The following is a 25,236-nucleotide window of genomic DNA, read 5'->3' as shown; positions in this document are numbered from 1 at the left end:
CCGTCACGATCTCGTGTCCAGCGCGAGCAGCGGTGCATCCGGACTCCTCACGAGAGCATCTGCGGTTGCGGACAGGGTCTTGGCGAAGAGGGTGGCGGTGGCTGCGTCGAAGAGATCGGAGGAGTAGACGAGTGCCGCCTCGATCCCGGCGGGTTCACCGGTTTCGTCGAACGTTTCGGCAAAGTGAAAATGAAGGTCACACTTGGCGATGTCGAGTGGCCGCGGCGTGACCTCGAAGGTAAGCCCGTCGGATTCGAGCACTGCGGCAGGGAAGTTCTCGAACGACAATGCCACCTGGAAGAACGGGTGCAGCGATGTGTGACGAGGAGGATCGAGGTAGTCGACCAGCCGCTCGAACTGCACGTCACTGTGATCGTGGGCCAACAGTTCTACTCGGCGACACTCGGCGACAAGAGCGTCGAAATCCGCCGAAACGTCGACGCGTGTGCGTAGGACGAGTGTGTTCACGAACATGCCCACGAGGTCGTCGAGTTTCGGATGGCCGCGGCCTGCGACCGGGCTACCGACGATGATGTCGTGGTCACCGGACAGAGCACTCAGTGTCGCCGTCAGGACGGCGTGAACGACAGTGAACATCCCGGTCTCGGCTCGCTTTGCAGAGGTAGTCAACCCGCGATGAGTCTCCGGATCGACCAAGAATTCGACTCGCCCGGCCCCGAATGTCCACATCAAGGGTCGAGTGTGGTCGAGTGGCAGAGAAATCTCGCTCGGCGCCCCGTCGAGAACCGCCGCCCAATGTTCGAGTTGACCGACAGCGAGCTCGGTAGGCGCCTCGTGCGCTCCCAGAATTTCCGTGCGCCACATGGCGTAGTCCGAGTACCGCACCGCGGTCTCCGACCACGTCGGGTGCGTGTTCCGCGCGCGAGCCTCGTACGCGACGGACAAGTCGCGCGCGAGGATGGCGAGAGACCATCCATCTGCCGCAATGTGATGGACAACCGCCGCCAACAGATGATCGTCCCGACCGTATGCACACACGATCAAGCGAATGGGGATCTCGGAACGCACATCGAAACCCCGAGAGAGCGTCTGGTGAACGATCGATTCTGCATCGCTCGAATTCCCTTCGACCACTTGAAGTCCGCGCGGAATCCGGTCCGGATTCACCACTAGCGGGCGGGGCGAACCCGCGACATCCGGATACACGGTTCGAAGTGTTTCGTGCCTGACCATTACGTCCTGCACGGCCGAAGCCAACGCGTCGTGGTCGAGTCTGCCACGCACGCGAATTGTGAAGGGCAGGTTGTACAGAGCAGGCGAGGTGAGTTCTCGACCGATGTATTCCTGTGCAGGTGAAAGCAGCGGCGTCGAGGCGTCGACGGCCTGTTCCAATGGTGGCACCCACCCGACGTGTTGGCCGAAGGAACTCGCGAGCGCGGCGGCGCTCGGCGAGTCGAACAGATCACGAACACCGAGGTTTATGCCGAAATCAGCGTTGAGGCGGCCGATCACTCGAGTTGCGGACAATGAGTCTCCCCCGAGACCGAAGAACGAATCGCTGTGGCCGATCTCGGTGGCCCCGAGCACTTCCTCGTAGGTACGGATGATGCGGGACTCGATCGGTGTTGCGACCCGTACCGATTCTCTCCGCTCGAAGGTGGGAGCGGGGAGCGCGCCCCGATTGACTTTCTTGTTCGTGGTGAGCGGAACCGCGTCGAGGCGAATCACGACGACCGGGACCATGTATTCCGGCAATTTCTGTGTCAGAAGGCGTTCGATACTCGCATCCGAGTCCAAGATTCCCGTGTGCAGTTTCACGTAACTCACCAGCGCCGGCGAACCATTGGCCAGATCGCGGACCAACGTCGTGGCGAACTCGACCGACGGGTGGCCGTACAGGACGGAATCGATCTCACCGAGTTCGATTCGGCGCCCACGCACCTTCACCTGATCGTCTGTGCGACCGAGGAATTCGAGTTGGGCGTCGTCTGTCCATCGGACCCGATCGCCGCTTCGGAACATACGATGCCCCGCTGAAAGTGTGGACGCAACGAAACGCGCAGCCGTCTCCCCCGCTCCACCCTCGTACCCTCTGGCCAAACCAGGCCCCGACAAGTAGAGCTCCCCCGCGGCCCCTGAGGACAACGGCTCGAGCGATGCGTCGAGAACCACCGCCTCGACTCCGTGCATGAGCCGCCCGAGTGTCACACGATCGTCGACGTTCAAGACGTCGGTGATGGTGACACTGCATGTCGCCTCGGTAGGGCCGTACGCGCTTCGAACACGCACGAACGGCGCCCACCGGCGCATCAGTTCGTGCGATAATTTCTCGCCACCGACTATCAGGAATTTCAAGCCGGGCACCCGTTCCGGAGCCAATGTTGCGAGCGCCGAAGGTGTTACGAGTAGATGTGTCACGGCATGACGGCAGATGAGGTCTTCCAGCTCGAATCCACCAACGGTCTCGGGTGGGCAGATCACCGACGAGGCGCCGAACAGAGCGGGAGCGAGCATCTCTACGACAGAGGTGTCGAAACTGGTTGAAGCACAATGCATTACGACAGAGCGTGAATCGAGCCCGTATTTCTCGCGAATGTCGGTAGCCAAATTGGCCAGGCCACGGTGAGTGACCGACACCGCTTTGGGCCGGCCCGTGGAGCCGGAGGTGAAGATCATGTAAGCCCGATGATCGGCATGCACGGGCTCGGGGTCGAAGGACGGCGCGAAAGTATCGGGGTCACGGTCCAAGAACAGCCACTCGAGGTCGTACGGCAACGAATGCCGCATCCCGAAAGTCGTGAGCCCGATCTTTGGTTTGCATACACCGAGCATGTCCACGACCCGTTCGGCGTGGTGGGCCGGATCGATCGGTACGTATGTGGCTCCTACACGCGCCACAGCCCACATTGCCAGGACCGATTCGATGGATCGCGGGATCGCCACGACGACAACATCATCGGGGCCCACATCGACGGACTTCAAATGCCGACTCCAGAGTCCCGCCATCCGATCGAGGTGCCCGTAGGTCCACGATCTATCACCGTCGGTGATGGCAACCGAATCGACAGCGCGGTGCACTGCGGAACGCAGAAGAGAATCAAGACTTCTGGGCTCGATCGAAGGCTCGCCACGCGCCGGACTCGTGGCTCCCAGCTCGGCATCCGTCCACAGGGGCGGAGCAGGATGATCCGGCGGCGTGTCGACGAATGCCTCGAGAAACCGAACGAATCGATCATGATGGGCATAAAGCTCGGCAGAGCTGTACAGCGCACCGTTGGCCTCGAGATCGACGCGAATGTTCCCAGTGTGACCGGGGTAGCCGTTCAGCGCGATATCGTCGATCGGTCCGGTCGTGAGTATCTCGACGTGACCTCGTACCGCGCCCAAGGTCAGGGTCCTGTCGAACAACATGATGTTGACGACCGGACCGAAAGATTGCACTCTTGACTGCCGTCGACCGTCAGGCAGAGCGGACATGTCCTCCCGGCGGTAACGTTGGTGCCGAAGTGCCTCGCTCAGTGCGCTCTCGACAGCGCATACCGCCGAGGAGGGGGTCGATGCATCCACTCCGTGAAGTACCAGAGGAACCACGTTCGACATCGCGCCTGGCAACGATCTCGACGCAGCAGTCACTCGTCCGGACACCGGCAGAGACAAACACAGGTCGTCGACACCACACATCAGTGCGACGTATGACGCGAACGCCGATATCACCGTTGCTGCCGAGAGATCGGACAGTGGCACTGTGCCACTCGCTCGCAGCGTACTTCCCCGAGAAGTGCCCGTCGCGCTCGTTCCCAAGACCGGAGAGGAAGGAACTGACCGGAGTTTCTCGTGCCAGAATTCTCGATCGCGGACACAGCGCGGTGATTCTCGGTATCGGCTTTCCTGGCGGGCAACCGCCGCCACGCACTGCTGCCGCCGTTGGCTGCCGTCGCCGCCACGATCGCCTCGGTGTCCGAATCGAAGAACTCTTCGGCGGTCGATCCGTCCGCGAACGTGAACCTGTACCGCTCCATCACGCCACCTCACCGTTTGTCGAAAATAACTCGTAGACATTGTGTTCGGACGAAACTCTGCACGGTGCGCGTTCACGCTGCCCGCCGGAAAAGGTGATTGCCGATCCGGTCACACGTCTCGCACTCTTCGCCGTCCAAGGCCTGTACCCGCTGCTGCTCGGTACTCACAAAAGACGTCACAGTGTGTGAGCGTCTCGGCAACCACCGCACAAGAACCCACGGACCCTGCCCGCAAGTCCTCACACCCGAGGGTCCCCCGCTGCGCCGTCGAGGGCCGGGCAACGAGAAACCCGCCCACGCCTCTAACCCTGTGGAGGGGAGCGTTGGGTCGCCCGCGGCCGCATCACCGGAACCCGATACGTATACCGGGACACCATGATCGGCGGGGCCACCAAGCCGGGGTCGAGGGTGCAGCCGGCAATCCGGGTGAGCAACACCCACGCCGCCGGAGTGAGCGCATCAGCGAGAATCCGATCCGAATCCTCCACCACGGCAGCATATTCCAGTTCGTGCCAGAGGTGGATACCCAGCCTCTCCCACTCCGAGTCGCCGCGCCGACCCCCGCTGGCTACTTCACGCTCATACTCGGCGATGCGGTCGATCTCGACGTCATCGGCCCCAGTCATTGTCGCTGCACCCTCTCGAAACCTGCTGTTGTGGACTGCGGACTGTTCCGGCGTGCTGTTCACGCATCGATCTGCTTGCTCTCCTGCTTGTGGCCCACCTCCTTGCTGCTCCCGTTGCTGTTCCCGGCGCTGCTGATCTCGATCTTGCGGGGCTTGGCCCGCTCCGCGAGCGGGATCGTCAACCTCAGCACCCCCGCGTCGTAGCCGGCCTCGATATTGTCGGTGTCGAGGTTCTCGCCCAGGAACAGTTGACGACTGAATACCCCGCGCGGGCGCTCAGCGGCAATCATCTCCGCCTCGCCGGCGCGAACCGGCCGCTCGGCGTGCACCGTCACCACGTTGCGGTCCACATCGAGGTCGAGTGAATCCGGGTCCATGCCGGGAAGGTCGAACTCGACGACGAACTGCTCACCTTCCTGCCATGCATCCATCGGCATCACCGCCGGCTGCGACGCAGTACCCAACAGCTGTCGGGTCAGGCGGTCAAGGTCACGGAAAGGATCGGTGCGCATCAACATTTTCGGTCACCTCCAGGAAAAGTCACTGGAACCGTTCACTGACTACCACCACCGCATCCACCGAACTTCTACAGTAGATGCTGTAGATTTGGTATATCATCAAACACACATCGGATCAAGAGCTTGCCCGCAGATATCGAAATTTCTTTGATGGGAGGACCATCATGGCGCGCAACCCCGCTATCGCCGAACCCCCTGGCCTGTACGCGATCTCGGTGACATCGGAGCTCTCCGGATTCACCGCCGGCACACTACGACTCTACGAACAGTACGGCCTGATCACCCCCGCCCGCACCCGCGGCGGTACCCGCCGCTACAACGACGAGGACCTTACTCGTCTGGGCCGCATCACAGAACTCATCGCCGACGGCATCAACCTCGTCGGCATCAAACGAGTCCTCGAACTCGAAGACAGCACCGCCCTACTACGCCGCGACAACACCCGACTACGCGCAGACAACGCCCACCTACGCCGGAAAAACACACACGACACAGAGAAACGTCCGTGATCGCCCGACAGAGAAAGGGCCACCGCCATGGAAGACAACCGCATTCGCTCAGCCCTCGACGCGACACCCGACGCCGACTACCTCGAACAAACCATCCCAGCCGACCCGAATGCAGTGTATGCCGTCGACCTCGAAGCCCTCACCACTGAACTCGACACCCCATGGCCGGCGCCCGAGGGAGATCTGCTCGAACAATCGACACCCGCCCCGCTCGACGACGAACGCTGAGGTTCCCTGTCCGACTGGTGCACTACACCAACCGGGCAGGGAACGCCCTGCCGACCCGAGGCATCTCTGTATCCGAATACGTTGTCTAACAGCTCTTTCGGAACGATTGCGCGGCCGGGCCTGAGAGTGCATACGATACGAAAACTTCCCGGTAAGGATCACTTCATGCTCGTACCACCTAGGAGGCTCTACCTCACCGGGCATCCGGGTTCGCCAGCACCAACGACGAGTACGCCCCGGGGCTGATCCCTCGTCGCCGCGCGTTCTCCGCCAGCCGTGCAGTTGCGAGTTCGATCGAAATACCGTCGAGTTCGGCGATCATGCCGACTGCCTGTTCCACGTCGCCGCGGACCGCGATCAGCTTCTTGACCGCTGTCACCACCTGCGAATGACGATCCTGACGACTGTCCGTGGACAGAGTCAGAGCGGCCAAATCTGCCATCGACTGCCCGTATGCATTACTACGCTCAGCGCTGTGCCACGAATCGTGAGTAAAGACCACGAGTGATCCGAGCGATGTCCGACCCAACCTCATCGGAAAGCAGCGGCACCCGCCCAGTCCTTGTTCGAGTCCTGAGCGACCGAATTTCCGCCACCGCTCCCCCACGTCTTTGAAGCTGTCGACCATCACAACCGCTCCGCTCTCAGCGCTCAGCGCAGCCGGACCCGATATGGCAAGAGTCCGGTCGGGAACGAACTCGGCATTTGCCGACTCCACCAACACATCGAGATAACCTTGCTCCCCGTTTCGCACGACGAGGGCGCACCACACACCGCTCAGATTCTGTCTCGATCGCTCAACGATCGTCTCGAGTACACGCAGGGAATCGAAGTCGGTGGTGAGAAGATGAGTCACCTCGGCAATGCTCAATTGTATTGCGGGGGTGTTCATCCTGGGCTCCCATCGTCAAGTACTGCAGAGACGTTGCGCGATCTTTCCGAATCAGGTGTCATCCGTCGTCACCACCGTGTGTGAATCGGATCCGCCTATTCACGACATCTGTGGCGATCTCCCAGATCGGCCTCCCCGAGGAGTACGCGGCGGCTCGAAGCCGAGAAAGTGACTCTTCGACCGAGACACGAAGTTGGATCGCGATCATCCCGACTGCCTGGTTCACCTCGGGTCGGTGAAATGCATTGACGAGCATCCCGGCGTCCAGATCACCGGTGACAGGAAGCTCGGCAAGAATCGCCATCGAAATCGCAGCGGCACTCGCAGTCGCCAATTCGATCTGCTCGTCGTCGAGGCCAATGGGATCGAGACGGTACAGTTCGAGCACACCGAAGACATCACCTCCGCCCCTGAGCGGAAAGGCGAACACCGATCCGACACCGGCTTTGTCTGCCTCGCTGGCAAACCCCGGCCAGATGTCATTGGCGGAGTCACTGGAAGTGTCGTTGCAGAACATCGGTCGCTCAGTTGTGAATGCATCAACGCACGGACCGTCACCGCCGGTGAACTGTAGTTCGTCGAGGTGTTGTGCCACCGAGTCCGTCGCGTACATCAATTCCCTCGACGAAGAGCTGCTGAGCACTGTGATCGCCGCCCCTTGAACTTCCGCCAGCCTCAAACACTGTCGACACAGTTTCGCGGTCATCGGCAACTCGACTGATGCGCGGCGCCCTCTCTCACTTTCGGATTCGTCGGGAAATTCGGGGGTGTCCTGACTTCCTCTCGGATCTGCATTCACAGGACGCACCTCCTCAGTCGCCTTCACGGGGCACACACGGCGCCTGGTCACTCCGATCCGGCGTAAAGTCGAGATTACCGAATAGAGGTACTTCTCAGGCGCGCGGCCGAGTCGGCCGCGTCGGTGCCACTTTTCGTTGGTGGACCACTTCCACCGCGCGGATCGGGCAAGAAATCATGAACTTCGACAGTTCTCATCCGCGCGCGCGACCGTCGGCCGCCTTCGTACGAGCACAGGGTCGCAAGCCGCGACTCATCGATCGCCTCGAACAATCTCTCTCGATACCGGCTGATTCCCCGGATCGAGTCGTGGAGTTGATGATTCGATGCACGATTGCCGCCGTCGATCTGGTTGTCGGTGTTGATCACGCCGGTGTCACGGCATCCCTGGACAGCGAACCGTTCACCGTCGCCCCTACCGATGAACGTGTAGAAGAATTCGATCGCACGCAATATCTTCTCGGTGACGGACCCTGCCTGTCAGCATCGCGTACGGGTCGGTCGGTCCGAATGTCGGTCGAGCAGTTAGGTACACGGTGGCCCACTCTCGGTATTGCTGCGCGCAACGCCGGATTGGAAGGTTTTCTCGCGGTACCACTGTTCAACTACGACGTGCCGGTCGGGTCGCTGAACCTGTACTCGCATTCAGCGGTGGCAGAGACGGACCGGGACCGTGATCTCGTCGTCGTCATCGCCGAATATCTGGGAGCGGGGCTCGATGCCATCGCAACAGACCATCGACTCGAACGTGCCGCCAACGCCCTGCGCCGAGGAATCGCCTCACGTGCCGACATCGAACGAGCAGTCGGAATCTTGATGATCCGCCGAGATACAGACCCCGAGACCGCGCTTTCCGAACTCCAGGCTTCAGCACGTCGTGAGTCCAGGGATTTACTGGACGTTGCACGTCAGATGATCATTTCAGCCGATGACGAACGCACATAGAGCTAGAGCTTCCGATCGACCGGTCAGGACGCTGCGACGGCACGAAGCGGCGTGCCGTCGATAGGCGGGAGAGCTCACCATCGCCGCGTTCGCGGGGCCTCGTCATCTCTAGGTGATGCGCACACTCGCCAGCAGATCCTCTGCCACCGCCCGCAGTTTCGTGTTGGTGCGTTGGGATTTGTCGACCAACATCGCGAACGCCCCATCCGCATCGACACCGTGCACCGCCATCAACACCCCCTTCGCCTGATCGATCACCGCCCGCGAATCGAGAGCACGCTCGAGCTGCAGAGCCAACTGCCGGGCACCCCGGTAGCGTTCGGTACTGCCGATCGCATACCCAGCGGCAGTGGTGAACAAATTCATCAACGCCACCTCAGAACGAGCGAACCCGTCCGCACGGCTGCCGTACACATTGACCGCACCCGCACGCACCCCGGGCTCGAGCGCAGGCAACGGAATCGACAGGAAACTCTGCACCCCGAATCGCCGGGCCTCGGACGCCAGACCCGGCCACCGCTCACTGGCAGTCGTGCGGTCCGCCACCACGATCTGCTCGCTCTCCGCGGCCTCGATACACGGACCCGCCCACGACCGATACTGCAGCTCGTCCACCATGACGACCTCACGGGACGTGCGCGCCGCCGTCGACGCAGCACCCTCCTCATCGAGAACCGTCACCCCCGCCATGTCCGCATCCTCGATCAACTCCACCGCATGCTCACACAACCGGTTCAGATACTTCTCGATGTGACCGGCCGGATTCAACACCCGATACAGATCCTGCAACGCTTCGGCAGCCGCATCGAGCGGAGGAAACCACCCATCACCGACAGCAGCGCTTCGTACGACATCCATCCCACACCTCACACGCACTCCCACGAGACCGTGACGGCACACGACGAAAAACGGCAAAACCCCGATCTCCACTTGTCAACAACTCACGAATGCCCGAACACACCACCACCAAACCCATGGCGGGGCCCGCCAGACCGGCAACCAAAAAAGGGAGGGTTCACCAGCGGTGAGGGGTACAGGCGTCCAGCGGACGACTGCTACACCCGAACTCGTTTGCGGGAGCCGGATCCCGCAAAAAATCGCCGAACCACTCGTGGAGACCCATCACTTTGCTGCCAATAATGGCCCTCCTCGCGCCCGGCCAGTCCAGCGATTTCCACCAGTCTTCCCGTATCTGCTTGACCACCAGTAGGTTTACGGATGGCACGCAGACGGTCACGCTACGGGCTATTTCTCGATTCGAACCCCAGAAACTACTGAGCGAGTTGGGTTGCGGGTGACAAGGGACTGTCTCTAAATCGGTGTTTCGGCCCGACTAGCTGAGTGAATGCTCGGCGAGGAGGTGCCGAGATGACGACACTGGAAGATGTGACGAAGAAGAGGGCCGAGCCCTCCGCGGAAGCTGCGGCGGCCGCGGAGCTGGTCAGGTTGGCGAAGGAGCAAGGTCTGTCGCTGACCGGTCCGGATGGTTTGCTCAAGCAGTTCACCAAAACCGTCCTGGAAACCGCCTTGAACGAGGAGATGACCGAGCACCTCGGGCACGACAAGAATCAAGCCCAGCCGGAGCGGGAATCGTCCAACATCCGCAACGGAACCAGATCGAAAACGGTGTTGACCGAGGCCAGCGGCCATGTTCCGATCGAGGTCCCTCGTGATCGGGAGGGGACGTTCGAGCCGCAGATCGTCAAGAAACGCCAACGGCGATTGAACGGGGTCGACGAGATCGTGTTGTCGTTGTACGCCAAAGGATTAACGACCGGTGAAATCAGTTCTCACTTCGCCGAAATCTATGGCGCCTCGGTCTCGAAAGAGACTATTTCTCGGATCACCGACAAGGTGCTCGAGGAGATGCAGGACTGGTCTGCCCGTCCGCTCGACGAGGTGTACGCGGCGATCTTCATCGACGCGATAGTCGTCAAAGTCCGGGACGGGCAGGTCGCGAACCGGCCGATCTATGCCGCGATCGGCGTCAGTCTCGACGGACACCGTGATGTGCTCGGATTGTGGGCCGGCACCGGCGGCGAAGGCGCCAAATTCTGGATGTCCGTCTTGACCGACATTCGAAATCGGGGCACCCGGGACGTGTTCTTCCTGGTCTGCGACGGATTGAAAGGTCTACCGGAGGTCGTCGAGAACGTGTGGCCGGCCGCGACGGTCCAAACGTGTGTAATCCATTTGATCCGAAACACGTTTCGACTGTCGTCGCGGCAGCACTGGGATGCGCTCAAGCACGATCTCAAGCCGATCTACACCGCACCGACCGAGACGGCAGCGCGGGCAGCGTTCGACGATCTCGCAGACCGTTGGGGCAAGCAGTATCCGGCGATCATCCGATTGTGGAACAACGCCTGGCAGGAGTTCATCCCGTTCCTGGATTACGACACCGAGATACGGCGAGTGCTGTGCTCTACCAACGCGATTGAGTCCTTGAATGCCCGATACCGGCGGGCTGTCAAGGCTCGTGGCCATTTTCCCACCGAGGCTGCTGCGCTCAAGTGCCTCTATCTGGTGACGCGTTCACTGGACCCGACAGGCAAGGGCCAGGCACGATGGATAACGAGGTGGAAGCCTGCTCTGAACGCGTTTGCGATCACGTTCGCCGATCGTTGGCCGGGATCGGAAACTTACTGATGGAAATCCGCCGAAACACCGTTAGCGAGATAGACCCGGTGACAACCGTGCAGGTTCTAGAGTTCAGCGGGCAGTCGGGAGTTCGACGGCGCCGTTTTCGAGGAGAACGTGTGCGTCGATCATCTGACCGCCCCGTTCGACGTAACCCATCAGGTTCGCTCCGGACCCCCAGCCGAGCAGTCGCTGTACCTCTTCGGAAAGATCAAGCAGTTTTTCACGCGGGATTGACAGGTATTGGTTCTCTTCCTGACGTAAGCAGGCGAGGTCGAATGCCATCGTCAAGCCGGTCCGTGGCGCCTCGGACGAGTTGTTACCACCGCCGTGGTACGTAGAACCGGTCCAGATGAGGGCAGCACCGGCCCGCATTACGGTCGGCGCCGCTTCGGCTTGTTTCGGGCCTCGTTGGTCGTCCCACCGATGGCTTCCGGGTATGACGAGGGTGCCGCCGTTTTCTGCTGTGAAATCGCTGACCGCCACCATGATCTGCAGTCGGCCCTCGCGTCCGTAGTCGGGGTGGCGCCACAGAAAGCTCGTGTCGTCTCGATGGAGACGCTGGGCACCCTGCCCTGGGTGGATTTCGATTGCCTGAGTGACACCGATCTGGATATCAGGCGTGATTTCGATCTGGTCGTCTCCGACCCAGACGGACAGGGGCACCTGAAGGATCTTCTTGGCGGCCCCGTAGTAGAGCGGGTGGAGCGCGATCTCGGGCATGAGGTCGATCCGACCGAACAGCCCTCCTGCTCTTCGCGTTTGGGTTCCGGCGAAGAATTCGTCTTCTCCGTAGCCGGTGCTTTCAAGGACGGGGCCAAGTTGGGCGCGCAGCTCGTCGAGCTGGGGGGTGTCGAGGAAATCTTCGACGATGACACCGCCGTCGCGGTGGATCACGTCGACGATCTCGTCGACTGTTGTTGTCGAGGGCAGGGCGGTGAGGTGATTGGCCATGGTTGTCATTGATGTCTCCTTAGATTGCGGATTGAGGGTTGGCGGAGAGTGTTTCGATTTGGGCGAAGATGCCCTTGTCCCCGTGCCCGGCTGCGCATGCACGTTGCAAGTTGTCGAGATTCGCCGTCATCAGAGCGGCGCGTTGGCCTGCTCGCTGCATCGATTGTTGCCAGGCTTCTACTGCGGCTGCGTATACGTTCAAGGTTGCCTGATCGGTCTCGTACTCTCCGGATTCGAACGCTTTGAGTGCTTCGTGAAGGAGTTCGAGAAGTTTGTCGGTCCACAGGTGCAAACTGTGGCGCATCTCCGCGATCGCGACGTCCTCGGACCGCACGTACGCTGCTGCTTCGTGGAAGGCACCGAGCGCGACGTTGAAGAATGCGCCTGCCATGGCCGCGTCGATCACGTTGGCGGCACCGGGACGGGCTCCGACATATCGTGATTGGGCGGCGATGGGTGTCAGAAGGCTCTGGACGTCCTCCCACACGTCCTCGTCTCCGGAATAGTTGATCCCTGAACTTTCGGTTCCGATGTCCTCCGGGTATGCAGCTATGGCTCCGTCGAGGTACCGAGCGCCTCGCCCTGCGATCCACTCGGCGAACTGGTTCGCTTCCTCCGGCGTACCGGTTGCGGTGTTGACGATGATTTTTCCGGCAATCGAATCTGCTTCTGTAACGACATCTTTGGCGATCTCGTAGTTCAGGAGACTGATGACGATTAGCGGGCTGGCCGCAATCGCAGATTGTGGAGATTCGGCGACTGTAGCTCCAGCCGCAGCGAGGGGCTCCTCTTCCGCGAGCGCGCAGCCACCGCCGTGACAATCGCAGCACTGATCGCCGGTGCCGTCGCAACCTCATGGATCTATCTCAACGGAATCTTCTTCCCCGCACCGTCTCCAGTCAGTGCCATGTCCTACGTTGCGCTCGCAACCATCACGCCGGCCACTATCGCCTTTTACCTGATGGGGCGTCGAAGCCACGCTGACGCCTCCCAGCCGCCACCTCACCTGAACTCGGGACGAGCGACGACCCGAGAGCAGTAGGCGAACCTCAACCTCAAGCAAACAAACCGGCTTCCCGACGCAACGCATGGGTTCACCAGCTCATGAAGACCACGCCAATCGACCTCCACTGCAAGCTTGAGAAGCTCTCTGCACGTTCCTTTTTCGAGCGCCATCACGAGCCACCACGCCCACCCTACCTCGGCGGGATCGCTCAGGCGGAGAGTTTCCCGGTGAACTGTGCAGGGCGCTGTTCGAACGGGCGGCAGACGCCTTCCCCGGCACGTCCGCCCTACTACTGCCACTGTCCCGTATCGGATTCGCACGCCGAATCGACAGCGTTGCAGTAGCACTGGAAAATCACATCGCCTGGCCCCGCGGGGGTGATCGCCACACCGTTCCACTACCTCCACGACAGACATCCGGACGATGCTTCTGCTTCGGAGGTGACGCAGAACAACAGCAACTTCACTCAGGCGCCATAAATCGGGCCCGATTCGCGCTACCGTTCTAGGTTATGGGGACCAGCTTCCACGGACCGAACCCGTGGCCACACATCACTCGCGCAATCCGCACGCGAGGCCCACGCTATGCCGCTGTCCCCTACCTTGGACACCTTGCGCCTGAACTACTTCCACTTCGCAGTGGAGACCTTCTGGTCGTCAATGCTTCAACCGCGGCGATCCGCGCCCACGCCACTTCACCTGTCGTTCTTTCGCACTACCTCAGCAAGGGCGTTCGCATCCTCTCGTCGTCAGCATTGCACGCCAAGGTCATCGTGACGAACCAACGAGCTGTAATCGGCTCGGCGAATGCTTCCGAAAACTCCATATTCTCCCATGAGGCGGTCATCATTTCCGATGACCCTCAAGTGGTCGCCGACAGTCGCGCATTCATCAACAACATCGACGAAACCACCACCGTAGACCAGACATTCATCGACAACGCTGAACGCGAATGGGCAACCGGGCGAGCCGTACCCATCCCCGGCATCGCAGGACGAATTCAGAACCTCGACAACGACTTTCTTCCAACTCCGACCAACAGAGTATTCATCAGGCGCCACGAGAGCCATCCTCACACGCGCACCCCACCTGTGAAAAAGCCTTCAATGAAGGAGCTTTCGGTCGATCCGACAGCGAGATACCGACTCGAAACGCTCACAATCGAAAAGCCATGCAGCATTGCACGCGGGGACGTCGTCATTCGCGTCTCCATGGATGACGAATTGCTACTGCCACCCGCTGCCGTGATATCCAATCAGGAAAGAATGCCCCTCTCCCCCAGCCAATTTCACTGCTTTCTCCGCGTTCGCAACGATCTAGTGCCGCTTCCTGCTGCGGACGTCGAAAAGCGTCTCGCCGACGTTGGGCATCCCAGCGCACAACTGAGGTCTAACCACTATGTTCGCTCCCCCAGCCTTCGGGCCGAACTCTTGGCACTGTGGAGCCATTGACCCCGAGGAACACATGTTGACGAAACACACAGCACCCGTTCGAACGCAAGTGCACTTCTCTCCCGATATGTCGACCCGAACATTGCACTGGCGGAAGTCGAACAACACGCGACTTTGCTGCCCCACCTGCCGAACGAAATCCTTTGCGTAACTGCGATGAAGAGCATTAACCGCGGCATTGCACGCAGATGAACCTCGCGCCAACCGAAGTCCCGTCACGACTCGCCCGCGAACACGAAACGTAAAGTTCTCCCCGTTCGAGACGCATTCGACAAGAGGCCACATCGAGTTTTCCTTTCCGGATCCTTCCGATGACCCTCCCCCCCTCCCCCCCGTCCACTGTCCACAAGTTCCTCTCCTCGTCACACGACAGTGCGCTGCGGAGGCAGCAGCTCACGCGTGGGCTGCCCCACCCCTCCCCCTCGTTCAATCACACATGATTGCACCCGGCATTTCAGAGCATGAGCGCTAAGCATCTCCATCCGCTCCTCAAGTTTCGAACCGACTCCGACACGAGAACGCCTTCGAACGAGCCGGCGCCGACACACCCAGGATCCGCCTTCGGTGAAGCCTTAGTAACACCCCATCGGGCTCGTCGCTGGACGGGCCGGCGGCGGCCCGTGACGCGGGCCGCCGAAAAATCCCACAGAACTCCATGGCAACATCAACCACACGCGACACACCGAACAAGCGCGCCTACCCGTATCAGTTACAGATTGGTTCTAGTCTTTCCTCATGGCACAGCACAACAAGGGACCTCGCGGACACATCGCGACTCGTGCTCCCCTCAAGCAGCACAAGGTGTACGAGGATCGGGCCGCCGAACTCGGAATCCCTGCTGGGGACTACTCCGTGCTCATACTGGCCATCACACACGGACTGGACATACCGGACTACATCAGCGACAAGCTGCATCCGGAGCAGCTAAGACTTCTCGAAGTCGAAGCGGCCGGATCGTTGCGTCGCATCGAGCAGCTTGCGGTCGGCGCATGAACTATCCCTAGACAGCGAACAACCCCCAGGGCTTGGCGGCATCGGGGGCTGTCCGTTTATGCGGTTGTGGAAGCTTCCCAGCTTCCTGACCACCACTAACCCAGAGAAGGAAGAGGCGGTGACCACCACTACCTCGAAAGGAAGAGGCGGTGCTTACTCGATGATATCGCAGAAACGCAATTCCGCCATACCCGCGGACGTGTTCTCGGTGTCATTTCTGGCACGTCCAGATCACATTTCAGCTTTCGCGACGCCAGGATCACACTTCTGCGTACCGAATGTCCCCTCCGAGCAGGCCAGCACCCTACCCATAGCGGTACCGATGTGCGGCCGCCGGATCGAACAGACCTCTCGAACGACCGCGGCCGCAACGCGCGTACAGCGGATCCGCAGAGAGGGAGGGCGCCCCTAGCCGGCAGCGAGCGAAGTACCCCGATACCTAACTAAACAGCGCAGACCTCTTGAAAAGTACAAAGGCCCCCGAAGGGGGTGATTGGGAGCGGACCGCATCGCGGCGAAATAGGACTGGCAGGTCCTTGACGTCGACTGAGAACTGGCAGGTTCTCCGACATCCGTTCTCGAAACATTCTCGAGAGGTGAGCTTCGAAAGTTGGCGCTTTCTCTGCTCGTACTGCATCCCCTGGAAGGGACTTACCTATGGCAGGTATGTCTCAGGGTAGCGCATACCCTGAATACACCCCAACTCATTCCATATCACCAACCGTCGGCGTGTCGCGCATCGGCACCCAATCCGCTGTCCCTCAATCGACAGAAGTCGACGAATGGCAAGCAGCAGTCGACGACGCGCTCGCACGTGTGGCTCGTATCGAAGCCGCCGCACGACAACTCAACGAGCGCACTGACCAGCGTGGGCGCTCTTGGTCCCTCCCCGTCGAACCAAAAGAACAAGCACGCGTTCCGGTCTGGACGTCACGCAGGGAATGGCTCCGCCAGTTCCGGCACCACACCACCACTCCGGCCGGCAAGGCATTGTGCGCGCGCAACCTGATCAGGCCCGACAAGGCTTACGTCGTGGCACAAGCTCACGCACATTTCGCCGAATCCCACACAGGCCGCGGGGTCTGCGCAGCCAAGTCGACAATCGCTGCCCGGGCCAAAGTCAGCGAATCCTCGGTCAACCGCGCCAGGAGAGTGCTCATCGCTCTTGGAATGGGCATCGAACACGTCCGGGGGCGAAACCTCAAAACCCTGGAATTTCTCGCTGCTGAGGCCCACCACGGGGGTCAACAGCACCGCGCTGCATCGACATGGTCACTGTCTTCTCCTCGAACAGTCGTAGCAACGACACCACCTCGAAAGGTCGCCAAGACACGGCCGTCTCGTGCCTCTGAGAGGGCTCCCCGCCGCAGGGTTCGGAGCTCTCGGGGGGACGGCCTCAACCGAGTCAACCCGCCCAACACCGGTCGACCAGGGTCGATAGGAGCTGACACCCTATCTAGTGTTGGTTTTTTATCTTCTGAAGTTCTTCCGTTAGGAAGAACTCACCAACGCGTACACGCGCGAACTCGGCCGACATCGAAAAAACGAAGCAGCGCTCGGACACCGCGGCCTCTGGCACTTCAAAGGACTGCGGCTGAACTCGTCAACCATGCTCCGGCCCTCAGACCACCCGGACATATCGGGGTGATCTGCGATCTTCTCCGCGATGTCAAAATCGATACGACTCGGTGGACCGGCCGTGACATCGCACTGACGCTCTCCCGTGACACAGCAGACCGGGGGTGGATCTGGCCAACGAGATCAAGCCTGGGTTCGCCGTTGGGCTACCTCAGACGAAGGCTCGACGGCATCGACTGGACGAGAGAATCCCCCAGCGAACAGCGTAGGTCGGCCGACCTGGCGAGAAAGAGGGAACAACAACTACTCGAAAACTCACACGTACACCGCACGAAAATGGCAGCGGACCCGGACCACCGCGCGAGGAGTCTCGCCAGCATTCGTGCGCACCTGAGCAAACTTCAGCATTGAGGCCGTCCAATCCAAGGCTGCAGTGCACGTCCAGAATCGCGCCGCATGGTGGGCAACGAGTGCTGGCGAGAAGGATTGCGCTTGGATAAAGCCCTGCTTGCCCTGGTCTGAATACGCGTGAGGTGGTTGATCGTGCACTGAGAATCAGGAGGACGGTATTTGGGTCTATGCATTGCACTCGACCCCCGCTTTCGAAGGACTGAACCCGCCCAAACCATTGAATAGTGGCCGTCGGGGCGCATAGTCACGTCGAAAACTGCCGTCCCGGATGCCGACACGTTCGCACGCCTGAGGACGTGTCGCCCTGTCGTGCGTCCCGCAATGCTGCGGTGCGTCTGATCCTGAAATTTGATTTTCGCAGGTAGAGGCTATTTTGCGCGGAAGAATGGCCTTGCGATCACTGCATGTGACGCACGCGTTGCGAGGCATTCTGGTCGCGCGTGCCATACACGCAATGCGTGCGTTGCAAGGCATGCATTGCATGTAAGGCACTACTGTTGCGGGCAACCGTCGGCCACCTTGTGATGTTCGTATCCGCCGACACGGCAGAGTAGGCGTCCTGCACGGGATCCTCACAGACACTTGACTTGGGTCTTGATCGCCGCCACTCCCCCACCCCGTCGAATGGACACGCGTGTTTGGTTGTACCGAACTGCGCGACGCTGGGTGCGAGTGCCCGCATGCGAAAATTCTGCTCGTGAAGCAGTGAAATCGGCCCTCACAGTGCTGATCATCCCCACCGTAGCCCCTACCTGATTTCGTCACTGTGACGATAAGTCCATGCCTGCTTGGATTCGCTTTGATGCCCACACGTCGACCGAACCTCGGCCCCATTCGGATCTCGGTATGTCGTTTGGCTCGTACCTCCGGAGTCACACACTCGACGCGCATTTCGTGCGGAAATTTCGATTGTGCACGGGTCCGGAGTACCTGGGATGTCTCGGAAAACACTCTTCGCGAGTCAGGTGAACACGTCGTTTGGCCAATGAAATCTGCTGTAGTTGCAACTCGTCACTAGACGAGGTGTTCCCTCCGTCCACCCAAAATGGGGATTCAGTGTGGTCGTTCGCCCCTCCTCGCCGCGTGCCGGAAGCCACTTTCAGTGCACGTCTCGCGGTTCATTGTGTGCCCTCGTGCGGGTCTCGGCCTTCCGAGTCCGATGAGATGAAGTATGTTCTGGTTTCGACTGGCAGCATGTGCATCTGTCGACCTGCTTCCGCAGGGCAGTATCAGAGATTTTCTGAAGTGGCAGCCCGTTCCCGCTGGCCTCGAAATGATGGCCTGGGTACGAACTGGCTGGATATGGTCGCTCGGCGACTGCTGAACAATCCGTGCTGTCCACACCGGAATTGTCGAATCCCCCTGATTTCGTGCTTCGAGCCAGTTGGCATTCCAGGAGTTTCAGGTCGATCTCCTCGACAATCTCGCTGCGAACTATCTGCCTCCTGGTTCGATTCGGTGCCTGCTACATGTGGTGGTCGGGCGATCACGACAGTCAATCTGCTCTCGGTCGGTCGAACCTTTGCCTCGATGTCTGATCTTCGTGGCGGATTTTTTGATTCGTTCGAGACCAGTTAGTGCTGTGAACAGCGCTTTTGCGGGCGCATGCAGTGCATGCAATACGTGCAGCACGTGCAAACCATGCAGCCCACGCGGTGCATGCGCTGCGAGTTCTCCATGCACAATGCCGTACGCACTGCATGCATGCATTGCATGGTAGGCATGTGATGCGTGCGGTGAGTGCATGGCTACTTGAGCACGCATGGCACGCGTGGCACGCGGAGCGAGGACTGCGAGGGGTGCAAGCTGTGCGCGGAATGCGTTGCATGATATGCAAGCGTGTCTTGCAATACGAGCGTGTCTAGCAACGCACGCATTACGCGCACAGCTTGCACGAATCGCATTGCCAGCATGGTTTGCGCGTAACGCCAAGCATGCATGAAATGCACGACACGCACAGAGTGCAAGGCTTGAACGACATGCATTACATGCGTGTTATGCTACGCGCGCACGTAATGCACAGTGTGCGTGTCTAGCGGGCAGAGCAGCTGCAGCATGCAATGCATGCGGTGCTCAGATCGCATGTGACGCACAGTCTGCATGCGATCCACGTACGGCGTGGACTGCGCACACGGCAAGCAATGCCCCTATTGCATGCCGTGCGTGATTTACACGCAATGCACGCCCCGCAAGCGTCAACGCCCTCGATGAAAGGTCCGCAATGCAGCCACGCAAAATCGCACTCGGCAACCAGAAGGGTGGCGTAGGCAAGACGGCCTCCACGCTCGGGCTTGCCAGCGCCATCACCGCGGTCGGCGGAAAAGTACTCGTCGTCGATATGGACCAGCAGGGCAATACGACCGGCGGCCTCGGCGTCACGCTCGAAGAGGGCATGATGACGGCCTACCACCTCATGAACCAGACCAGGGAAGGCATTGCAGCGGAGGCGATCATTGCTACTCCATGGGATGGCGTCGACCTCATTCCAGCGGACGAAGAACTCGGAAAAATCGAATCGGATGGGTCGAACGACCTGGTGTTTCGCCTAGACGTTGCGTTCGAAGGGCTCGACCTTTCTCCGTATGACGCCGTGCTGTTCGACTGCCCTCCCAATATGGGCAAGGTGCTGTTCGCGGTTCTCATCGCAGCAGATGGCGTTGTCGCGATCACCGAACCCACAATCGACAGCGTCGGTGGTGTTCAAAAGCTCGAAGAGACGATCGACACCGTTCGTAAACGCGCAAACCCCAAGCTGGCGTTCGACAAGATCGTGATCAGTCGTAAACGCTCCACTGGCGAACATGAGTTCCGAGAGAGCGAGTTACGGGAGACGTACGGAGCTCTCGTCGCCAAGACGTCGATCCCGGAACTCGCGGCTCGTCAGGATGCGCATTCGAATCGCACTCCGATTCACCAGTTCAAGGGCGGAAAGGCTTTGACACTGCAACTTGCATACAGCGACTTGCTCGCTGAGTTGCCCATCGTGATCGGAGCACCGGCATGAGCGTGAAGCGGGAACCTGCCATTCGTAAGACTCACCCGGCTGAACTCATCCCGGAACGTCCGCCTAGGGGAGACACGACCCCTGCGACACCTGCACCTGCGCCATCGTCGCCTTCAGTGGACCTCAGCGGCCGCAAGGACGAGGAAGAGAAGCTGTCGATGACCCACAACACGCGCATCAAACCTTCCACCAAGGATCGCCTCCGGCGCGGTGTCGACAAGTTGCGGTACGAGACAGGCGATCGCGAAATCAGCGAGGCGTCGATGACCGAGGCTGCGCTGGACGAATACTTGAAGGCCAGAGGACTGTAGGACACTGCGTGCACGGCATGCACTGCGTGCATGCACTCCAAGGATTGTCCTGGTTGTGAATTTCCGTCACGGGCAAGGGCATCTTGTACTTCGGCGGGAAGACCTACGCACCGGCGCTTAGCGCGCCCGCTGAATGGGTTTGCACCCGAGAAGCATTCCACAGATTTCAGTATTTCGAGTGGTCAGCCGGCGGGGGCGGGCACATGCGAACCCGCCCGGAGTGGGAGTCCTTGCTGGGGCGTGCAATGCCATGTACCTCTCATCTGCTGACAGTCCGTTCTGTAGAACTTGGAAGCCTTGGCAGCGCAAACCCTGGAGCAAATTGCGTGAACAATTCGCTGCAGTCACGCAATTCTCACGCAAAATTGCAGACCACCCCACGTCCCTCTGAGATCAACAGGCACGCCGCTGGAACGACATCCCCGACGTGTTCTGAGTGCGACGCAAAAAGCATCAGTCGACTCTCGGATACGACCGTTAGAAATCGCTGTCAACCTTCACCGCGCGCAAAACGGACGAAACGCAAGGAGTGCAACCAGAAGAAATCTTCCGAAACCAGAGGAGTCCCGCCGGCGGCAACCAGCGGGACTCCAGACCGAGAACACCCCTTGTAGGAAGGAAAACCCGATCATGCGTGATTTTAGTCTGCGCGCCGCGCGGATCCAGCTTGGAGCACTGATCGCCGCACTTCTCATCGCGATTTTCATCGCGATCGGGATCACCGCAGGCGCATTCGTCCTCTCCTTCGCGGTCCAGCGGGACCTCGCGCGCCAAGGAACCATCCCCGAAAACCTCGCATGGATCTTTCCCGTCATCGTTGACAGTGCAATCTTCGGATCAACCGTAGCCATCGTCATTCTGAGCAAACTGAAGATGCATCGGCGCGACAAGTACTTCTACGTTGCCGTGGCTGTTGCAGTGGTCGCGATCAGCATTCTTGGGAACGCCTACCATGCGTTCCACTCTGCAACGGGTGCGCAACAGGCCGTTGCGGCAGGTCAGAGTATCGGCTACATGCCTCTCGACCCTGCTGTTGCTGCCATGATCGCGATCATTCCGCCGGTGCTGGTACTCGCCTTCACCCATGGACTGGGGATCCTGATCAAAGCAACGGGTATCGCGTATTCCGACTACAAGATCGAGATCGACAATGCCGCTGCAGGCGTGGGCATTGTCGCTACGCAAAGACGCGTCATGCGCAACGAAACAGCTGAGGGATTCCAGCCTTCTCTGGGCATCGTGGAAACGCATCACGCGCCGGAAAGCGCTCCGCATTCGAGCCCCTCCGAACAGACGAGCTCCTCAGTCGATCCGGAATCGTCGAACGACGAGGCGCACGCCGAACTGGAGTGGTTCATTGCCACATCGGGCCTACCCGACGCTGTCAAGGACACCGCACGACGCAAGCTCGCAGACCCAACTCTCACCTGGGAGATGATCGCTCAGACATCCAACCCTCCTGTTGCAACATCGACGTCGTGGCGCCGGTACGAAAAATTCGACACCGCGGCCCGAGCGGCCGGCTTCGAGAATCCCCCGCTCATCGACGTGCGAGCCTCCGACGCCCAGTTCGCCGACCAACTCGTCCCTACAGCGTGACTAGCGCCGCAACTCAGCAATGCCACAGTCTCCAAGGGGCAGGAAACACGCCATCATGGAGGGGGACGGCGCCCGCGAAATCCCCACCGACTGCAGGTAAGGAACCCGCATTGACTGACCCAGACGACCGACTCCATCTGATCGTTCCACCCGACCAACGCCAACGACCCCGACAACAACGAGCGCACGACACGAAGGCAAAGATCCTCAAGGCAGCTGCACGCTCCTTCTCAATCGATGGGTATGCCGCCACCTCGTTGAACGACATCATCGCGGAGGCTGCCTCCACGAAAGGAGCGGTGTACTTCCACTTCGACTCCAAGGAAGCGATCGCGCGAGAACTCATCAACCACTGGTTGACCGCGCTCCGCCAAACCCGACAATCAACCGACGAATCAGCAATACCGGCGATCGAGCAGTTGGCTGCATTCTTTAGCGGTTCGGCGGCGCTAATCGCTGACGATGACCTGGCCCGAGCAGGCCTCAGGCTCACCACAGAAGCAGGTCTCGATACTGCCCGACCCGCATTCCGCAAGTGGGTGGAACTCGTCAGCCGAGTCGTCGATACCGCGATCGCAGACGGACAGCTCCCCGCCTCCGCCGCCCAGCGCCTGGCTGAGAATCTGTGCGCGGGATTCATCGGTGCGATTCAAGTCATACAGGTGCTCGGCGACCCTGGAGATTTCACGTCGCGGATTGACGATTTAGTGAACGCGTATCTGATCTCAGATATGTAGTTCGCGCTGGCGAGATCGTGGGTGGGGGAGGGGGCCGAACTCAATCCTCGCGGTGACGTCGCCAACCGTGTACACGGTGTACTGCTAATTCCTCGACGCTAGCGAGGCAGTCGCGTCGTCGAGAGGGGCCACAACGTGCCAGGCATCGAGCGTCGAATCCTCGAAGGCTTTGTCTCACGCCGAATCTTTCAGCAATAGCGATCCGCGCCGCGCCGACGTGAAGACGTGACCATCGACGGGACCGTGGGAAGGGGTGCCGCACTAGGGCCTCTGAGCACTTCATCGACTCTTGCCTCCCGTTGAAATGATCGGTTCCTCAACTCGCACACGATCGCGGTACCAAAACGAATCCCACTTCGGTACCATAGACATATGAGCACGCAGATCGCGGTACGACTACCGGACGAGATCGTGGCATTTCTCGACGACGAAATCAGAGAACAGCGCGCCACCTCGCGAGCCTCGGTAGTGTTGCGCGCTCTCGAACGCGAGCGTCGCCGACAGATCGCCGCACGTGACGCGGAGATTCTCGCGAACGCCACATCCGAACATGACCTGAGTTCTCTCGCTCACCACGCCGCCAATCCGCAGTCAACAGGCCTGAGCTGATGCGACCAATTCACGAAGCCGACCTCGACACAGTCCGCCCGGTCCTCGTACTCACCCGACAGGTGGTCCGTCCACACCTCGGGACCGTCACGGTAGCGCCCATCACCGACGAGATCCGAGGACTGTCCACTGAGGTGTCCGTCAGTGCCGCGAACGGACTATCCGCCGACGCGGTGGTCAGTTGCGATCACATCACCACCATTCCCGTCAGTGCACTCGGCAACGTCATCGGTTATCTTCTGCCAGCACAAGAAGAATCACTGTCCATAGCCGTGCGCGCCGCATTCGATCTCGAATGAGGACGACAGTGAACGGAAAGGATGCAGCATGGCGCTGAGGAAAAGGGAGCAGTTCGCGCTATTCGAGCTCGAAACACCAGAATCCGCTACCCGTTCGGACAAAATTCCCGAGCCAGACCAGCCTGCACTGTTCGACGTTGACGACATCGCTTCTCTCGAAACGAGTTCCGACGCCGCTGAGATCCCAGCCATCGACGATATCGTCGACCCTCCGGACAAGCGCTCCAAAGACGTGGAACCCGAACCCACCCCGGCGTCCGAACGGGGCGCAACCGAACCCACCGCCCTACCTCCCGCCAGCGAGGCAGCAGACGGCCACGCCGTCGTTGTCACAGCAGCCGGCACCTATACACCATCCGGCCATACACTCACCGGCCCAGTCGATTCCATCGAAAAACTCGACAAACTCATCAGATGGGCAACGCTCACCCCGCTGGGCGCACCGGCACAGATCTGGATCGTCGGAATCGAAGCCTGCGAAATGCTCGGATGGATCATCGACCCAGGCAGCGAAGACGACGTCGACGACATGGAAATCCTCCGCACACGCGCGGCCGAAGAACTCACAGCTATCCTCCACGCCACGCTGACCCCGATGCTGACCGCAGGATGGGAACTCCGCGGAGAACCCGGCCACGTCGTTCACCTCTCCCGCACCACCGGGAACTTCACGTCCATGGTCGACATTTTCATCGAACCCTACGTGTGGACCTACTGGAACAAAGACTTCGGATGGGGCAATCGCGTGGGGGACATGGGGATCCTCGGATCACCGGCCGCCGGAACCTACCTCCCCGACGACGACCTCCCCGCTGCGCAGGAACTGGGACGCCGACTCGCCTGGAGCGCACAACACCTCGGCGTGCTACCCGGCCCCACCCCAGCACGCACCGGCGCCGCAATCGTCGACAAGATCAAACGCGACCGCACCCGCAGCGGTAAAGGAATCGTCGTCACTGTCGGTGGACCGGTCCCACCGCTGGACGGCGAACCCCGCGGAGATCTCGAACCTGCAGTCGGATGGACCCGCATCCCGGACCTCGAAGAACTTTCCGACGCAACGCAACTGGTATCGATAGACCAACGAGCTGCGTACCTCGCTTCCGCTGGCATGCTCGAATTCGGCTACGGAAAACCTCGACATCTTCG

General features: G+C 60.3%; 21 protein-coding genes and 2 pseudogenes. 14 read left to right on the top strand and 9 right to left on the bottom strand.

Features of this window, described 5'->3' with window-relative positions; all coding sequences use genetic code 11:
- Positions 1-3 precede the first annotated feature (3 nt).
- The 3 genes from YH3_RS33255 to YH3_RS33240 form a co-directional block, all read right to left on the bottom strand.
- Positions 4-4,020: a non-ribosomal peptide synthetase gene (locus tag YH3_RS33255; protein ID WP_082920772.1), complete on the bottom strand. Its 4,017-nt coding sequence runs from the start codon at positions 4,018-4,020 to the stop codon at positions 4-6.
- A 262-nt stretch (positions 4,021-4,282) separates the two neighbouring features.
- On the bottom strand, positions 4,283-4,669 hold the full coding sequence (locus tag YH3_RS33245) for a hypothetical protein (protein WP_064444984.1): 387 nt from the start codon (positions 4,667-4,669) through the stop codon (positions 4,283-4,285).
- Positions 4,666-5,124: an Hsp20/alpha crystallin family protein gene (locus YH3_RS33240; RefSeq protein WP_054781738.1), complete on the bottom strand. Its 459-nt coding sequence runs from the start codon at positions 5,122-5,124 to the stop codon at positions 4,666-4,668. The genes YH3_RS33245 and YH3_RS33240 overlap by 4 nt, the downstream gene beginning before the upstream one ends.
- A gap of 164 nt (positions 5,125-5,288) precedes the next feature.
- Here YH3_RS33240 and YH3_RS33235 point away from each other — a divergent pair, with 164 nt between their 5' ends.
- Positions 5,289-5,633 (top strand): MerR family transcriptional regulator, encoded by a 345-nt coding sequence (locus YH3_RS33235; RefSeq protein ID WP_054781737.1) that lies wholly within the window; start codon positions 5,289-5,291, stop codon positions 5,631-5,633.
- Positions 5,634-5,660: 27 nt separating this feature from the next.
- On the top strand, positions 5,661-5,861 hold the full coding sequence (locus YH3_RS33230) for a hypothetical protein (RefSeq protein ID WP_064444983.1): 201 nt from the start codon (positions 5,661-5,663) through the stop codon (positions 5,859-5,861).
- A 193-nt stretch (positions 5,862-6,054) separates the two neighbouring features.
- Here the strand turns inward: YH3_RS33230 and YH3_RS33225 are convergent, their stop codons facing one another.
- Both YH3_RS33225 and YH3_RS33220 read right to left on the bottom strand, forming a co-directional pair.
- A complete protein-coding gene (locus YH3_RS33225; RefSeq protein WP_064444982.1) occupies positions 6,055-6,753 on the bottom strand; it encodes a GAF domain-containing protein in 699 nt (232 codons plus the stop codon).
- A 58-nt stretch (positions 6,754-6,811) separates the two neighbouring features.
- Entirely contained in the window at positions 6,812-7,459 is a 648-nt protein-coding gene (locus YH3_RS33220) for a GAF and ANTAR domain-containing protein (RefSeq protein WP_064445017.1), read from the bottom strand.
- A 269-nt stretch (positions 7,460-7,728) separates the two neighbouring features.
- On the opposite strand from YH3_RS33220, the gene YH3_RS33215 reads away from it, so the two are divergent.
- On the top strand, positions 7,729-8,496 hold the full coding sequence (locus YH3_RS33215) for a GAF and ANTAR domain-containing protein (RefSeq protein ID WP_064444981.1): 768 nt from the start codon (positions 7,729-7,731) through the stop codon (positions 8,494-8,496).
- Between the two features lie 108 nt (positions 8,497-8,604).
- Here the strand turns inward: YH3_RS33215 and YH3_RS33210 are convergent, their stop codons facing one another.
- Positions 8,605-9,354 (bottom strand): GAF and ANTAR domain-containing protein, encoded by a 750-nt coding sequence (locus tag YH3_RS33210; RefSeq protein WP_064444980.1) that lies wholly within the window; start codon positions 9,352-9,354, stop codon positions 8,605-8,607.
- 510 nt (positions 9,355-9,864) lie between these two features.
- On the opposite strand from YH3_RS33210, the gene YH3_RS33200 reads away from it, so the two are divergent.
- Positions 9,865-11,145 carry an IS256 family transposase gene (locus tag YH3_RS33200; RefSeq protein WP_007732099.1) on the top strand — a complete coding sequence of 427 codons (1,281 nt, stop codon included), beginning with the start codon at positions 9,865-9,867 and terminating at the stop codon, positions 11,143-11,145.
- Between the two features lie 63 nt (positions 11,146-11,208).
- Here YH3_RS33200 and YH3_RS33195 read toward each other — a convergent pair whose 3' ends face one another.
- The 3 genes and pseudogenes from YH3_RS33195 to YH3_RS37015 all read right to left on the bottom strand — a co-directional run.
- Positions 11,209-12,099, bottom strand: coding sequence for a phytanoyl-CoA dioxygenase family protein (locus YH3_RS33195; protein WP_030536462.1), 891 nt, complete (start codon positions 12,097-12,099; stop codon positions 11,209-11,211).
- A 10-nt stretch (positions 12,100-12,109) separates the two neighbouring features.
- Positions 12,110-12,577 carry a hypothetical protein gene (locus tag YH3_RS37020; protein ID WP_232330094.1) on the bottom strand — a complete coding sequence of 156 codons (468 nt, stop codon included), beginning with the start codon at positions 12,575-12,577 and terminating at the stop codon, positions 12,110-12,112.
- Positions 12,578-12,826: pseudogene (locus YH3_RS37015) on the bottom strand (NAD(P)-dependent oxidoreductase); the annotation flags it as partial.
- A 78-nt stretch (positions 12,827-12,904) separates the two neighbouring features.
- Between YH3_RS37015 and YH3_RS33185 the strand changes: the two are divergent.
- From YH3_RS33185 to YH3_RS33135, 10 genes and pseudogenes are all read left to right on the top strand, one after another.
- Positions 12,905-13,132 carry a hypothetical protein gene (locus YH3_RS33185; protein WP_190287610.1) on the top strand — a complete coding sequence of 76 codons (228 nt, stop codon included), beginning with the start codon at positions 12,905-12,907 and terminating at the stop codon, positions 13,130-13,132.
- A 475-nt stretch (positions 13,133-13,607) separates the two neighbouring features.
- Positions 13,608-14,546, top strand: a complete 939-nt coding sequence (locus YH3_RS33180) for a phospholipase D family protein (protein WP_064444978.1) — start codon at positions 13,608-13,610, stop codon at positions 14,544-14,546.
- Between the two features lie 735 nt (positions 14,547-15,281).
- Positions 15,282-15,539 (top strand): hypothetical protein, encoded by a 258-nt coding sequence (locus tag YH3_RS33175; RefSeq protein ID WP_029256882.1) that lies wholly within the window; start codon positions 15,282-15,284, stop codon positions 15,537-15,539.
- A gap of 4,210 nt (positions 15,540-19,749) precedes the next feature.
- Positions 19,750-20,532 (top strand): ParA family protein, encoded by a 783-nt coding sequence (locus YH3_RS33165; RefSeq protein WP_029256883.1) that lies wholly within the window; start codon positions 19,750-19,752, stop codon positions 20,530-20,532.
- 116 nt (positions 20,533-20,648) lie between these two features.
- Positions 20,649-20,843 (top strand): hypothetical protein, encoded by a 195-nt coding sequence (locus YH3_RS37010; protein ID WP_232354273.1) that lies wholly within the window; start codon positions 20,649-20,651, stop codon positions 20,841-20,843.
- Between the two features lie 630 nt (positions 20,844-21,473).
- On the top strand, positions 21,474-22,442 hold the full coding sequence (locus YH3_RS33155; RefSeq protein WP_064444976.1) for a DUF2637 domain-containing protein: 969 nt from the start codon (positions 21,474-21,476) through the stop codon (positions 22,440-22,442).
- Entirely contained in the window at positions 22,439-23,179 is a 741-nt protein-coding gene (locus tag YH3_RS37215) for a TetR/AcrR family transcriptional regulator (RefSeq protein WP_082920770.1), read from the top strand. The genes YH3_RS33155 and YH3_RS37215 overlap by 4 nt, the downstream gene beginning before the upstream one ends.
- A 372-nt stretch (positions 23,180-23,551) precedes the next feature.
- Positions 23,552-23,788: a YlcI/YnfO family protein gene (locus YH3_RS33145; protein ID WP_042445813.1), complete on the top strand. Its 237-nt coding sequence runs from the start codon at positions 23,552-23,554 to the stop codon at positions 23,786-23,788.
- Entirely contained in the window at positions 23,788-24,087 is a 300-nt protein-coding gene (locus tag YH3_RS33140; protein WP_064444974.1) for a type II toxin-antitoxin system PemK/MazF family toxin, read from the top strand. The genes YH3_RS33145 and YH3_RS33140 overlap by 1 nt, the downstream gene beginning before the upstream one ends.
- 28 nt (positions 24,088-24,115) lie before the next feature.
- Positions 24,116-25,236 (top strand): annotated as a pseudogene (locus YH3_RS33135) (hypothetical protein); the annotation flags it as partial.

The sequence above is a fragment of the Rhodococcus sp. YH3-3 genome (genome assembly GCF_001653035.1).
Classification (GTDB): Bacteria; Actinomycetota; Actinomycetes; order Mycobacteriales; family Mycobacteriaceae; genus Rhodococcus_F; species Rhodococcus_F qingshengii.
The sequence above is the reverse complement of the archived record's forward strand: the minus strand, read 5'-3'. Positions and strand labels throughout refer to the sequence as shown.

Bases quoted from the DNA above. Each gene is read 5' to 3' on its own strand.
- YH3_RS33255 (WP_082920772.1), bottom strand. From the start codon at position 4,020: ATGTCTACGAGTTATTTTCGACAAACGGTGAGGTGGCGTGATGGAGCG.
- YH3_RS33240 (WP_054781738.1), bottom strand. From the start codon at position 5,124: ATGTTGATGCGCACCGATCCTTTCCGTGACCTTGACCGCCTGACCCGA.
- YH3_RS33235 (WP_054781737.1), top strand. From the start codon at position 5,289: ATGGCGCGCAACCCCGCTATCGCCGAACCCCCTGGCCTGTACGCGATC.
- YH3_RS33230 (WP_064444983.1), top strand. From the start codon at position 5,661: ATGGAAGACAACCGCATTCGCTCAGCCCTCGACGCGACACCCGACGCC.
- YH3_RS33225 (WP_064444982.1), bottom strand. From the start codon at position 6,753: ATGAACACCCCCGCAATACAATTGAGCATTGCCGAGGTGACTCATCTT.
- YH3_RS33220 (WP_064445017.1), bottom strand. From the start codon at position 7,459: ATGACCGCGAAACTGTGTCGACAGTGTTTGAGGCTGGCGGAAGTTCAA.
- YH3_RS33215 (WP_064444981.1), top strand. From the start codon at position 7,729: ATGAACTTCGACAGTTCTCATCCGCGCGCGCGACCGTCGGCCGCCTTC.
- YH3_RS33210 (WP_064444980.1), bottom strand. From the start codon at position 9,354: ATGGATGTCGTACGAAGCGCTGCTGTCGGTGATGGGTGGTTTCCTCCG.
- YH3_RS33200 (WP_007732099.1), top strand. From the start codon at position 9,865: ATGACGACACTGGAAGATGTGACGAAGAAGAGGGCCGAGCCCTCCGCG.
- YH3_RS33195 (WP_030536462.1), bottom strand. From the start codon at position 12,099: ATGACAACCATGGCCAATCACCTCACCGCCCTGCCCTCGACAACAACA.
- YH3_RS33180 (WP_064444978.1), top strand. From the start codon at position 13,608: ATGGGGACCAGCTTCCACGGACCGAACCCGTGGCCACACATCACTCGC.
- YH3_RS33175 (WP_029256882.1), top strand. From the start codon at position 15,282: ATGGCACAGCACAACAAGGGACCTCGCGGACACATCGCGACTCGTGCT.
- YH3_RS33165 (WP_029256883.1), top strand. From the start codon at position 19,750: ATGCAGCCACGCAAAATCGCACTCGGCAACCAGAAGGGTGGCGTAGGC.
- YH3_RS33155 (WP_064444976.1), top strand. From the start codon at position 21,474: ATGCGTGATTTTAGTCTGCGCGCCGCGCGGATCCAGCTTGGAGCACTG.
- YH3_RS33145 (WP_042445813.1), top strand. From the start codon at position 23,552: ATGAGCACGCAGATCGCGGTACGACTACCGGACGAGATCGTGGCATTT.
- YH3_RS33140 (WP_064444974.1), top strand. From the start codon at position 23,788: ATGCGACCAATTCACGAAGCCGACCTCGACACAGTCCGCCCGGTCCTC.